A 13,027-nucleotide genomic window follows, 5' to 3' on the forward strand; every position below is an offset into this window, starting at 1 on the left:
CTTCTTTCCTTCTCCGCGTTTCCTGAATGTCCTCAGATGGGCGCGTGGTGGTCCACTACAGTCTTCATCACCAGCGTCGAGGTCAGCCGCTGCACGCCGGGCAGGAGACTGAGCTTCTGGTCATACAGCTGCTGGTAATGCTGCTTGGAGGCAGCGGCGACGTAGAGCTGGTAATCGGGCTCCCCGAACAGTCGATGCGCCTGCACCACGTTCGCGATCTGCGCGACCGCCTCCTCGAACGCCGCCACAGCCGTGCCGTCGCCAGCCTTCATGGTCACGAAGACCAGCGCTTCGAATGGCATGCCGAGCAGGTCTAGGTCGAGATCGATGCTGAACCCGCGGATCACCCCAGCTGCTTCCAGATCGCGGAAGCGGCGGTGGCAGGCAGACAGGCTCAGGCCGACCTTTGAGGCGACCTCGGTCATGGTGGCACGCCCGTCCTGCTGGAGAAGGGAGAGGATATCCCGATCAAGTGCATCCATAAGAAAAATTCTCCCTCCATGTGTGGTTTCATGCAACTTTGCGCGAAGCACGTTTTGCTTTATATCGAATAATCTTGCATCGGAATCTTCTCAGAGGAGGAATTGCCGGTGGATATTGGTTTGATGGCCGTGTTCTGGGGCGTGTCATTGCTATTTGTCATCACTCCGGGCGCGGACTGGGCCTACGCGATCGGCTCGGGCGTCCGACGCCGCGCGGGTGTGCTGCCCGCCGTCACGGGCATGCTGACAGGCCACATAACGGCGACGATCATCGTCGCATCCGGTGTTGCCGCGGTGCTCGCTTCCTCCGAGACAGCGATGACTGCGTTGACCGCCGGGGCGCCGCTTACCTGGTTTGGCTCGGCGTCGGCGGTCTGCGGCGTCCCGCGGCGCCGGACCTGACGGGCAAGGCTGCTCTCGTGGGAGGGCGGAAGTTGTTCGCACCAGGGGCGTCGGCATCAGCCTTCTCAACCCGAAGGTGTTCCTGCTGTTCCTGGCCCTGCTTCCGCAGTTCGCCTCGGCCAGTGCAGCGTGGCCAGTCGGGGCGCAGATGATCACGCTGGGCGGGCTCCATGTTACTAACTGCGCGATCGTCTACTTCACCGTCGGCTACGGAGCCGCCGGGGTCTTGGCGAAACGCCCGCGCGCGGCGAAGATCGTCAGCGTGGCGTCGGGCGTTGTCATGCTTATACTCGGCACCCTGCTCATAGCCGAAAGAGCCTTTGAGATGCTGCAATGAATCAACGCGCGGGCCAAGCCACCAGCAGTCTTATCGGACTTAATAATTGGTGCCCAGGCGGGCATACGAACAACACCCTTTACAGCATTGATCAAGACCTGGGCGCGGTCCCGCCGCCGGCTGACAGAATCCTCATCAGCAGGTAGAAAATGAGGGCCTTTTGGGCTACTCCCCCGCGGGTGACAAGACGCCGATAATTGTGATTCCGTCGGGTAGCGATGGAGAAGTCGAACCCAAGCGGGTCGCTTCGGACCCCACTCGTGACCGGCCGGCCTGTCTGACGTGCCATATCCGAGGTGAAGACGTGTGGCGGCGTCAGATTAGTGCGCGGCAGCGTTTCCCTGACAGTGGCTCACGATGTTCTCAGATCTCATCCTGACAGTGGGAGGGCCGGAAACCCTGGGTACGCCAGCCGAGAATTATCGAAATAGCTCGAAGAATCGGATTTGATGAGGATGCGTCTGGCGCCTTGGCCGGCGTTTGCACGTCTTTCCGACTCCTAGCGTCCAGGATCGAGTCCGAGCTCGGATGGCAGGCTAAATAGTCCCTGGCCAGACGGCACAGACGTCAGGTTGGGGTGTAGTACGTCTTACAGTCGCCTCTGATGGCACCTGCGACCGACTGTGGTCGGCAGACTGGCCTGAGCGGAAGCAGGTGGTGGTCACGGGGAAATGAAGGCCGGTGTGGCAGCGAGGGCACGGGCACATTGTCGAGCATTTGGCGTTCCTTGGTGCCCTGAGGGGCGCTCGACAGTTCTTCGGTCGCAACGTCGCATCCAGTATCTGGACCCCAAACTGACAAGTAGTCCAAGATGCCGCCCTAATAAGCACAGATTATGCTGCAACTGACGCCAGGAGGGTGACTCATAGGAGGTGCACTCCAGTGATCCTTGAGTGCCAATCAGCAGACTTCGTTTGTCACCGCTGAGAGTATGTTTGGGTTCCCAACCTCCGGGAAATCTCGCGTGCACAACGACTCACTTCAGGGATCCACTCCGTGGCGACTTCTTCGATTCTTATCGCCCGGTCCTCGGCGGACTCCTTTTCCCTCGCTCCGCGTCTCGAAGTACTTGAAGCTGCCGGGCGGTTCGAAACAGTCAATGTGACACTGGCCACGGGATACCTCTCTCGATCCAGCACGGGGACTGCCACGGACGAAAATCCCGTTGTAATTTCGTCCTCCTCCCATGCGTACCCAAGGTCCCGCGCTCTGGACAGAAGGGACTCAAGCGCCGATAGGGATTGGGGCCCGTCATCGTTGCGGATGATGAAGGACTCGGGGCCAGGAAATAGTGCCGCCAATTGGGCCCGGTCCATCTGCGACATCATGGCCCGGCCGCTGGCTGTGAGATGGGCTGGCAGTCGGACGCCAGTATCAGTTACCAAGGGCCTTTGCCTGGGAGCACGCTCTTCGATGACGTAAATGACATCCCTCCCATGCATTACCGCCAAGTGAGCGGTACGGCGTGTTCGCCTTACAAGCTGGGCGAGCGGAAACCGTGCGATGCGTTGCAGGGGAGCTTGTCGAGCGTATCCAGTCCCGAGCTCGTAGGCAGTCACGCCAAGAGCGTACTTGCGCTCTTCCGGCAAGTGGACCAGGAACCCGTCTTCAACGAGGGCCGTAATTAGCTGATAGCTCGTAGATCGGGGAAGCCCAACGTCCCGGGCAATCACGGACGCACTAACAGGACCGGCTTGACCGGCGACAAAGCGAAGGACCGCTAAAACCTGGGCGGCGGCGGGCGCCTTCGAGCGTCTCGATGGGACATTCATACACTAAGGGTACGGCAGCAATCGTCCGGTATATCGGACAGAATGAAAGCCCTGCTTGTGGCCCATTCAGTCCCGAGATGGTGGGATAAGGGAGACGTAGGGCCTGCTTATGGCCCGAAGATTCTTTCATGCAGAGGACCCCAATGTTCACACCAACGACCGGCCCAACCAGCGCTTCCCATACGCCCGTCCGATCCGTTGAACACGGGGCACAAACTCGGCCAGGGTCGCTTGAAGGCATCCGGGTCCTAGACCTTTCTAGGGTCCTCGCAGGTCCCTTTTGCGCGATGATTTTGGCTGACCTAGGTGCAGAGGTCATCAAGGTCGAGAGCCCAGAAGGGGACGACTCCCGTCACTTTGGCCCAACCGTAAAGGGAGAATCGGGATATTACCGACTCTTTAACCGGAGCAAGTTCGGAATTACGCTCAACCTTAAGGACCCGAGTGACAGGAGTAGGCTGCTGGATCTCGTCCGCACGTCTGACGTCTTGGTAGAGAATTTCAGGCCTGGCGTGATGGAGCGGCTTAATTTGGGCGCCGACCTTCTCTTAGAAATCAACCCTCGGCTTGTAGTAGTGAGCATCAGCGGATTCGGGCAAGACACTGACCTGCGTGCTGTACCCGCCTACGACCTGATCGCGCAGGCAATGAGCGGACTAATGTCCGTTACCGGTTGGCCGGGCGGCGAACCGACCCGTGTAGGAGTAAGCCTAGGCGATGTCATCCCTGGGCTCTACGGTGCTATTGCGGCACTGGCTGCCCTTCAGGAACGTAACCTCACCGGCAAAGGCCAGCACGTCGACATTGCCATGCTCGATAGCCTCGTTTCAATTCTTGAATCGGTTGGCATGCGCGCCTTGCACGGTGAAGAGCCCACCGCCTGCGGCAACGATCACGCCCTGTCGACGCCCTTCAGCACATACCGGACAAAGGACGGGCAAGTGGCTATAGCCATAGCCGGCGACCGGCTTTTCCCGCGACTGACGGCTGCCCTCGAACGCAACGAGTGGTTGGCTGATGAAAGGTTCAACCAACAGATCCGCAGGAACATGAACCCAGTTGAGTTCAGACAAGTTCTAGAAGAAGCCCTCAGCGCTTTTACAACAGCCGAAGTCATTGACCTTCTTGGAAACCACCAGGTGCCGGTATCCGGAATCTATTCGGTCAATGAAGCTCTTACGAACGATCACGCCCTGCAGCGTGGCCTTATCGCGGTTGAATCTGATGGATTCAGGACGCTCGCTTCTCCGCTTCGCCTGACCGGTTCTGTGTGTCCCCGTCCCGCGCCAAAGCTCGGCGAGCACAACAATCGAATCGACGAATGGATAGGCTCGTCCGCACCCGGAGTTTACCCGTTGCCCGGCCGCTCCTCATTAGCAGGGTCGCAAGGGTCACCCGAAGAGATCGGAAAGTGAGTGAAAGCATGAAGCGCCGACCATCGCGTGAGCTTGTGCAAAATGCAGTTTCTCTGTCGCCCACGGGTACTTCAACAAACGACCGATGCCCCAGAGCAGAGGCGGACGACGGTCATCAAATGGAGACTCGGACCCTTCGGCGCGAATATTCGATGCCTAGGGACGCAAATCGCGTTGCAAGTCCACTCGAAGACCTGCCGTCCCTGCATTTTTAGCATTGTTTTGTCCTGGACGATGGCCCGCCGTCGGCCCCTTCGATCAGCTCGCTTTCGGTGGGCCCTGGTGATAGCGTCCGCGCGTCCTCGCCCAAATCACGGCTGAGTCATTAACTGCTGCAAGTGGCCATTTCCCCACCCCACTGAACCGTGGTTGCGTTAGGAGATGCGAGATGGGCTCTACCCACCAAGCGGAGCACGGTACTACGGCAGTTCCAAAATCAGTGAAAACCTCAAGGCGTTCCCGACAGTTTCCTATTCCGGCCGTGCAGATACCGCTATCGGAGGCAACCGACAATAAAGGCTCCGCTCGATGGGCCTGACAGACAGGCTTGCTGGACTGGGTAGGACAGCCAGGCATATTATCCGGGGCCGCCTACTCGCGGATACCGAACGCTTAAGCTGGCCGATTGATCCAGCGACAGCGGCCTAGCCCGGCGATGCTCTGCGGATCAAGCCTTGGACCCGTCGTCGCAGCCTAAGAGCACCAGAAAAGCCACCGCTTAACCGACCATGAACTGCACCGCGGGACTTGCGGCTGCCGCCCATGCGCTTCCTTCGCGCGGTGGCAAGCATAGGAGCACTACCGGACTTAGCAGCATCTGCTCCATGGAGCAGCACCGCCGGCCCGCTTCACTTCGTCGCTCGCCTGCGCGCAGGAACCACGAATGCGATGAAAGGGTATCAAGCCAGGCGGATAGGTACCTACCTGAGCAAAGCTAACAATGCGGTGATGGGACTGGGACTGCCCCCGGTTTTGTTGACTCCTTGACCTAGCGAGCTTGTGCTCGTGGAAGGATGTTGACCATGCCCACGGCTTATTGTCAATGGCCATTAGTTTCTGCCCACGGACGGCCAGTTGATGTGCCCGCTGGTGGCCAGTAAAACTGCCCAGTGATGGCCAATAGATCTGCCCACTGATTGGTTCGGCGGGATTGGCCATCGTCGGGTCTTGTTAGTTGAGTTGGGTGACTCCTTTCCCGGCGAGGGCCTGGGTGAGGCGGATGGAATCGCCGCTGGTTTGGCAGACGTGGGCGTGGTGCAGGAGCCGGTCGACGGTGGCTGTGGCCAGGGTTTTGGGCATGAGTTCGTCGAAGCCTGCCGGGTGAAGGTTGGAGCTGATCGCGACGGATCGTTTTTCGTAGGCTGCATCCACGACCCGGTAGAGTCCTTCGGCGGCGTCGGTGGCCACCGGTAACAGGCCGATGTCATCGATCACCACGAGTTCGGCGCGTAGGATCCTGGTCACTGCGCGGGTGACGCTGTCGTCGGTGCGGTGGGCGCGGATGAGGGCGCCGAGGTCCTCGAGCCTGAACCAGGCCACGCGCATGCCGGCTTCGACTGCTTGCTGGCCGAGGGCTTCGAGGAAGAACGTTTTCCCGGTGCCGGAGGGACCGCAGACGACGAGGTTTTCCCTGCGGGTAATCCATTCCAGCGTGCGCAGGGCCTGCTGGGTTGGGCCAGGGATGGACGAGACGGCGGGGTCCCAGGCGTCGAAGGTTTTCCCGGTCGGGAAGCCCGCTGCTTTGCGCCGGGTGGCGAGCATGGACCGGGCCCGGCCGGCGGCTTCTTCGGCGAAGAGGGCCTTGATGATCTCGGCCGGTTCCCAGCGTTGGGCGCGTGCGGTCGCGATCAGCTCCGGTGCCAGGGCACGGGCGTGGGGCATCTTCAGTTGCCGCATCAGCGCTTCGAGCTCCGCCGGGAGGGCCGGGGCGGTGGTATTTGCTGTGCTGACCGGGCTCATCGGTTCTGCTCCCTTGCGATGCTGGAGGGCGCGGCGCCCAGGCCAGCCCACGCGCTGTGCCTTGGGTTAGGGAGCGGGTTTCGTCCGCGGCGTGGGTGGTGGTGCGTCTGACGTTCGCGTTCAGGATCGAGGCCAGGTCGCCGTGAGCGAAGCGGCCATAGAGTGCCGCGTCGCCCAGGGCCCGGTCCACCTGCTTGGTCCCGGCGATTTTGGCCAAGGTCACGGCCTCGGCCATTTTCACGTTCATCCGCCCCGTCCCGGCCGCGGCGGCTTCGACCAGCCAGGTCGCCGCGCCGGCGCCGATGGCCAGGAATTCGGCTTCGTCGGCGGTGCGGGCTCTGGGTGTGTAATCGCCCGGGACCCGGGTCCTGGTCCCGGGGAAGTGCTCATCGTTGATGGCAGGGCTGCCGGGCCTTGCCCGTTCGTGCCGGGCGACTTCGACTGGGCCACCGGGGCCGTGGTGGACGATGATGACCTGCTCGCCCGGGCCGGTGCCGTGGGCGCGGACGAACACCCTGGCCCCGAGCAGGTGCGCCGGGACGGAATACTGCGCGTTCTCGAACGTCACCATCGGGGTGTTCTCCGGGACCGTGCGGGCGAGCCCAAACGCGACCGTGTGCGCGGACGAACACCCTGGCCCCGAGCAGGTGCGCCGGGACGGAATACTGCGCGTTCTCGAACGTCACCATCGGGGTGTTCTCCGGGACCGTGCGGGCGAGCCCAAACGCGACCGTGTGCGCGGTCTCCGGGACCCGATGCAACCGGGGCGCCTCCTCTGCCAGCACCGCGGCGGGTTTACGCCGCGTGGCGCGGTGCTCTCTGTTATTCACTTCGTCCATGAAGACCTCACACGCCTTCTCCAACTCCGCGAAAGTGGAGTACTCGGCCCGCAGATTCGTATCGGTCGGCACCAGATCGGCCTTGGCCAGCTTCACCGACGCCTCGACCCCACCCTTCGTGGCCGGGTCGGCCGGCTGGCAGGTCAGCACGGTAACCCCGTAATGCCGGGCGAAGTCCAGGGTCTGCTGGTTCCGCACCGGCACCCCGGCCACGTGCGCGGTGGTCACCGTCTTCTCGTTATCCGTCAGGACATAGGTCGGTGCACCGCCCAGGATCCGGAAGGACCGGTCCAGCGCGGCGAAGACGCTCGGAGCGGTCCGGTCCCGCAGCGGGATCACGATCCGGAACCTCGAGAACGCCAGCCAGGCCACGAACAGGATGGTCTTCACCCCGCCGATCCGTGGCCCGTCGCCGAAGTCGTACTGCAGCCACATCCCCGGTTCCGCGATCCAGGGCCGGTGCACGCGCACGTGGCCCAACCGCCAGGCCGCTTTGACCTGCGCGATCGCCCGGCGGGTGGACCGTTCCGAGCCTGCATAACCCAACCCGATGAGCTTCTCGTGGGCTTTATCCGCGCGGATCCGGCCCTTGGACGCCTCAACCCATTCCTCGATCTTGGGCAAGAACGCGTCCGTGACACGATCACGGGGCGCCGGTTCAGCGATCGGCCGGCCCGCGTCCCGCGCCGCAACATGCCTGGCAACAGTGTGATGGGAACAGCCCGTCAGCTCCGCGGTTGCCCGCAACGATCCGGTCAGATCGTAGGCAGCAAGAATTTCCATGATTTCTCCGTCAGACTTCATACAGGGCCTCTTCCTGGCGACATTCGATGCGACTAGACACCGTCATCAAATCCCGGGGAGAGGCCCCCGCCGCTTAAGACGCGGCAGAACAAGTAAGGAAGTGGGCAGATCTCATGGCCACCGATGGGCAGTTCTACTGGCCGTCAGTGGGCATTTTCGTGGCCGCCTACGGGCAGTTTTTCATGGCCGCTAACAGCTTATGGGGCGGAGTTCCGCCAGGATGTTATTGATGTGGCTCGGAAGGGCGAGGCGCCTCTGGCGCAGATTGCGAAGGATTTTGGGCTGTCGGTCACGACGTCGAAGCGCTGGATTGCCATCGCGGAGCGTAAGGAATCCGGGACCGGCCCGGCGGCGGCCGAGTCGGCCGAGATGCGGGAGCTGAAGAAGCGCAACCGCCTGTTGGAGCAGGAGAATGAGATTCTGCGCCGGGCTGCTGCCTATCTGGCCAGGGACATCAACCCAAAATGATTTACCCGCTGGTCACGGATCTTGCCGCCGACGGTGTCCCCGTCGCGGTGACCTGCAGGGTGTTGGGATTCAGCAAGCAAGGCTATTACCGGTGGAGGGCCAGTCCGGTGACGGAACGCGATTGGATCGATGCGCACCTGGTCAACGCCGCACTGGACATCCACACCGACGACCCGGCATTCGGGTACCGGTTCATCGCCGACGAGTTACTCGGGAAGGGCATCACGGCGGGTGAGAACAGGGTCCAGCGCCTGTGTCGGGACCACGGTGTCTGGTCGGTGTTCTCTAAGAAGCGTGGCCTGAACCGGAAGCCGGGGCCGCCGGTTCACGATGACCTGGTGGAGCGGGATTTCACCGCCGTGGCGCCGAACGTGCTGTGGCTGACGGACATCACCGAGCACCCCACCGCCGAGGGGAAGCTCTACCTCTGCGCGGTGAAGGACGTCTATTCCGGAAGGATCGTCGGCTACTCGATGGACTCGCGGATGAAGTCCTCGTTGGCCGTCGCCGCGCTGGAGAACGCGGTGGGGGCACGCCGCCCGGCAGGGACAGTGGTGCACTCGGATCGAGGGGCCCAGTTCCGGTCCCGCCGGTTCGTCGAGTCCCTCCGGCACCACGGGCTTACCGGATCTTTGGGCAGGGGTCAGGATGCGCCACAGTTCAAGCTCGTGGATGAGTATCTTGCGTATCTGACGGACAGGAACTACTCACCCAAGACGGTGCGTTCCTACGGGTATGACCTGCTGGCGTTCTGCCGGTGGCTTCTGAGTACCGGGCATCCGCTGGCCGAGGTGAGCACTGACGTGTTGCTTCTTTTCCTTCGTGCCTGCCGTGATGCCCAGGTCCCGGGCAGGGCGGGACCGAATGTGATCAGGCTGTCGGGGCGTCGGTTGGATCAGTACGCCGCGACGACGATCAACCGTCGGCTGGCCGCGATCTCAGGATTGTTCGCCTTCGCCGCAATGCGGGACCCGGAGATGAAGAACCCGATCCCCAAGGGCCGGGAAGCACGTTGGGTCGCATCCGGTGAGCGGAGCGGGATGCTGACGCATACAGCCCGGCGGCCGAAGAACCGCTCCTCACTCCGGCTGCGCGAGCCCCGCCTGCTGCCCAAGGCGCTGTCCCAGTCCGAGGCGGCCGAGCTGCTGGCAGGTTTTCGTACCTGGCGGGATCGGGCGATCGCGGGCCTGATGCTCTATTGCGGGTTGCGTTCGGCCGAGGTGTTGGCCCTGAACATCGCGGACGTCGATATCGGCGGCCAATGGCTGCAGGTGCTCGGCAAAGGACAGCGGGAGAGACGGGTGCCGCTTGACGCGGACGTTGCTTCCATCATCCAGGTGTATCTGCTGGCCGAGCGACCCGAATCCGGCAGCACACGCCTGTTTCTCGTGGCCAAGGGGCCGCACCGGGGCCAGCCGCTGACCGTTGCCGGGCTGCGCACGGTCTTCCGTTACCACCGCGGCGTGACCGGAATCGTTGGCGGTCACCCGCACGCCTTGCGGCACACGTTCGGGACCGCGCTGGCCGAGGCGGGCATCGATCTGGCGGTGATGCAGGCCTTGCTCGGCCACGCCCACGTCGACACCACGGCCCGCTACATCCATCTGGCTCCGGCCCACGTGAAAGCAGAGTTCGATGCCGCTCGCGATCGCATCCGTTCCCAGCAGTGACCCGCACACCGCTTACCTGGACTACCTGAGTCGGACCGGTCGGGGAAACACCGCATACTCAACAGCGGCCAGGACGTTTTTCAAGCGGTGGCCGGACCCCGGGCGATGGGCAACCGAGCCGCTGCAGGTGCGCTTGTCCGCCGGGTCAGCTACCCGGCCGATCATCACCTTCCTGATGCTGCACCAAGGCCTGCGGCCCGGCTATGACTACCTGCTTGAACGCAAGCTCTCCAGCATCTGGCGCGAAATCCAGGCCTCCCCGCTGGCAGCCGACCTCGATCGGTTCATCACCGCAGCCGCCGACCTGGGATTCACCGAACGGGTCCGGTTCGCCACCGGCTCCCAGGTCCCGGTAAGGCTCCTCATCCAAACCGGACGGCGCTTGGAACAACTCACCCTGACCGATCTGGCCGAGTTCACCGCGGCCTGCCGGGACAGGCAGGGACGCACCGGCAAGGGCCACGGCCACTACCTGGCGGCGGCAAGCAACGCCCAACGAGTGCTGTTCCACCTCGGCGTCCTTGACGAACTTCCCCGCGCCGGCGGCCCGGTCCCGTTGACCGAGCGGCTGGCCCAGGTGCGTCCGCCGATCCGGACAGCGATGATCGCCTACCTGGACCGCAAACGCGCGACCTGCCGGCCTAAGACCGTGTCAACGATCGCGACCCGGCTCAAGCACTTCGGCGAGTTCCTGGCCGGCATCGACCCTGACCTGGACTCCATCGCCACCCTCGACCGACGCAAGCACATCGAACCCTACCTGACCAGCATGGTCGACGCCCTCAACACCAAAAACGGCGAAACAATCACCGTCGCTGACCGGTCGCGGCGGGTGCTCGCGCTGATGGGGTTCCTGACCGACATTACCGAGTGGGACTGGCCCGAAGCACCACCACGCAAGCTGCTGTTCCGTGACGACATCCCCAAGCTCCCACAAACACTGCCCCGCTACCTGCCCGTCGACATCGACCGCCGCCTCACCCAGATCCTCACCGAGTCCCCGGGAAACGAACTGGCCGCGGCCGCCCTGCGGCTGCAACGTTCCTGCGGGCTGCGAATCGGGGAACTACTCGACCTTGAACTGGACTGCGTCCATGAAGTCCCCGGCCACGGCAGCTGGCTGAAGGTCCCCCTCGGCAAACCGGACACCGAGCGGATGGTCCCTCTCGATGAAGAGATCCTGGAGCTCATCGACCACATAACCCACACCAGATCGCACGGCCGGCCGCTGCCACACCCGCGTTACCGCCGCCCGGCCCAATTCCTTTTCACCCACCACGGACGGCGGCTCGCGCAGAACGCGGTCCGCGCCGAACTCGACCGCGCCGCAGCTCTCGCCGGGCTCGAACACATCACCCCGCACCAGCTACGGCATACCTACGCCACCGCCCTGGTCAACGCCGGTGTCTCGCTGCAGGCCCTGATGGCGCTGCTCGGCCACATGTCCGCAGAGATGAGCCTGCGCTACGGACGGCTGTTCGACGCCACCGTCCGCACCGAATACGAACGGGCCCTTGATCTGGCCAAACAACAGGCACGCACACCCGCCACCGGCAGAACCAGCCTGCCGCTCCGAGACATCACCGGCGGAAAAGACTGGAAGGACACCCCGCTGCTGAAGTCCCGCATGGCCGGAGGGTTCTGCCTGCGGGCACCCGCCCAGGGCGCCTGCGCCTACGCAAATATTTGTGAGCACTGCCCCAGCTTCCACACCGAGCCCAGCTCCCTGCCGATCCTGGCCGCACAACGAGTTGATGCCGACGCACTCGCCCGCGACGCCGAACAACGAGGCTGGATCTCCGAAGCCGACCGACACAAACAACTCATCACACGACTCGACAAACTGATCAGCGAGGCCACCGCAGGATGACGACCACGAACACCCTCACGACCGTCGAGCGCGCCTGCGCTGAATATTCGCTCTTGAGGGGCCCACATGTGGTGCCGGTTAGTGCCGGGGTGCGATCCCGCGATTTGCGTTGTTCAGCGCCAGTGTTGGTTTGGTTAAGCGCCACCTGAAAAGCTCCTTCCACCCCGTGACGGCCACGTGGTGGAAGGAGTACCGGTAATGGTACGGAAGATTAAGGCCAAGCTCGTCTTGCAGTTGCGCAACCAGGGCCTGTCCGGCAGAGCGATCTCGGTTGCTCAAGGCATGTCCAGACACAGCATTCAAGCGGTGATCGATGCCGCGAATCAGCTGGGGCTCAGTTGGGACGACGTTGCGGAGAAGTCTGAGGGCGAGGTGTATCTGGCGCTGTTTCCCGGTCGCGGGGTGCGCGAGAGCGTGTTCGCCCAGCCGGACTGGGTTCAGGTGCACCGCGAGCTGGCCAGGGTCGGGGTGACGTTGAAGCTGCTGCACCAGGAGTATCTCGACGGGTGCAGCCGGGCCGGTCAAGCGGCGATGAGCTATGACCGGTTCTGCAGGCTTTACGGCGATTACGCGAACGTTACTGGCGCGTCGTCCAGGGTTGGCCATAAGGCCGGCCGCAGCGTCGAGGTCGACTGGTCCGGGCCGACGATGCAGCTCGTTGACCCGGCAACGGGAGAGCTCTCGAAGGTGTATCTATTCGTCGCTTGCTTGCCGTTCAGCAGATATGCGTTCGTGGAGGCGACGTTGGATATGCGGCAGGAGTCATGGCTGCGCGCGCATGCGGCGATGTTCGCGTTCTTCGGCGGCACGGTCCCGCGGATCGTCCCCGACAACCTCAAGACCGGGGTGATCTCTCACCCGCGCGAGGGTGAAGTCGTCCTCAACGACGCCTACCGTGAGATGGCGGCGCATTATTCAGCGGCGGTACTGCCGGGTAGGGTGCGGCACCCGAAAGATTATTCCGAGGATTCCGTTATCCCGGGTTGTTTACATTTTTCTTGTCCTGCCG

The 13,027-nt window shown here is 63.0% G+C and carries 9 protein-coding genes and 3 pseudogenes; 7 read left to right on the forward strand and 5 right to left on the reverse strand.

The window, feature by feature from the left end; all coding sequences use genetic code 11:
* Positions 1 to 32: 32 nt before the first annotated feature.
* Positions 33 to 482, reverse strand: coding sequence for an Lrp/AsnC family transcriptional regulator (locus ACYSM9_RS19375; protein ID WP_461858585.1), 450 nt, complete (start codon positions 480 to 482; stop codon positions 33 to 35).
* 108 nt (positions 483 to 590) lie between these two features.
* On the opposite strand from ACYSM9_RS19375, the gene ACYSM9_RS19380 reads away from it, so the two are divergent.
* Together ACYSM9_RS19380 and ACYSM9_RS19385 are read left to right on the forward strand one after the other, a co-directional pair.
* Complete coding sequence (locus tag ACYSM9_RS19380; protein WP_461858586.1) at positions 591 to 884, forward strand: hypothetical protein; 294 nt, start codon at positions 591 to 593, stop codon at positions 882 to 884.
* A 76-nt stretch (positions 885 to 960) separates the two neighbouring features.
* Positions 961 to 1,221, forward strand: a complete 261-nt coding sequence (locus ACYSM9_RS19385) for a hypothetical protein (protein WP_461858587.1) — start codon at positions 961 to 963, stop codon at positions 1,219 to 1,221.
* A gap of 917 nt (positions 1,222 to 2,138) precedes the next feature.
* Here ACYSM9_RS19385 and ACYSM9_RS19390 read toward each other — a convergent pair.
* Positions 2,139 to 2,993, reverse strand: coding sequence for an IclR family transcriptional regulator (locus tag ACYSM9_RS19390; protein WP_461858588.1), 855 nt, complete (start codon positions 2,991 to 2,993; stop codon positions 2,139 to 2,141).
* Between the two features lie 143 nt (positions 2,994 to 3,136).
* On the opposite strand from ACYSM9_RS19390, the gene ACYSM9_RS19395 reads away from it, so the two are divergent.
* Positions 3,137 to 4,408, forward strand: a complete 1,272-nt coding sequence (locus ACYSM9_RS19395; protein WP_461858589.1) for a CaiB/BaiF CoA transferase family protein — start codon at positions 3,137 to 3,139, stop codon at positions 4,406 to 4,408.
* Positions 4,409 to 5,578: 1,170 nt separating this feature from the next.
* Here the strand turns inward: ACYSM9_RS19395 and istB are convergent.
* The 3 genes and pseudogenes from istB to istA (ACYSM9_RS19410) form a co-directional block, all read right to left on the reverse strand.
* Positions 5,579 to 6,367, reverse strand: coding sequence for an IS21-like element helper ATPase IstB (istB, locus tag ACYSM9_RS19400; protein ID WP_461858590.1), 789 nt, complete (start codon positions 6,365 to 6,367; stop codon positions 5,579 to 5,581).
* Positions 6,364 to 6,866: pseudogene (locus tag ACYSM9_RS19405) on the reverse strand (IS21 family transposase); the annotation flags it as partial. The gene istB and the pseudogene ACYSM9_RS19405, both read right to left, overlap by 4 nt.
* A gap of 117 nt (positions 6,867 to 6,983) precedes the next feature.
* Positions 6,984 to 8,010: pseudogene (gene istA, locus ACYSM9_RS19410) on the reverse strand (IS21 family transposase); the annotation flags it as partial.
* 225 nt (positions 8,011 to 8,235) lie between these two features.
* Between istA (ACYSM9_RS19410) and ACYSM9_RS19415 the strand changes: the two are divergent.
* The 4 genes and pseudogenes from ACYSM9_RS19415 to istA (ACYSM9_RS19430) form a co-directional block, all read left to right on the forward strand.
* Positions 8,236 to 9,380: pseudogene (locus tag ACYSM9_RS19415) on the forward strand (IS3 family transposase); the annotation flags it as partial.
* Positions 9,381 to 9,455: 75 nt separating this feature from the next.
* Complete coding sequence (locus ACYSM9_RS19420; RefSeq protein WP_461858594.1) at positions 9,456 to 10,148, forward strand: tyrosine-type recombinase/integrase; 693 nt, start codon at positions 9,456 to 9,458, stop codon at positions 10,146 to 10,148.
* 127 nt (positions 10,149 to 10,275) lie between these two features.
* On the forward strand, positions 10,276 to 12,018 hold the full coding sequence (locus ACYSM9_RS19425) for a tyrosine-type recombinase/integrase (protein WP_461858591.1): 1,743 nt from the start codon (positions 10,276 to 10,278) through the stop codon (positions 12,016 to 12,018).
* Between the two features lie 198 nt (positions 12,019 to 12,216).
* The coding region (gene istA / locus ACYSM9_RS19430; RefSeq protein ID WP_461858592.1) for an IS21 family transposase at positions 12,217 to 13,027 on the forward strand (811 nt) is incomplete at its 3' end.

The organism is Arthrobacter sp. C152, from assembly GCF_054890965.1.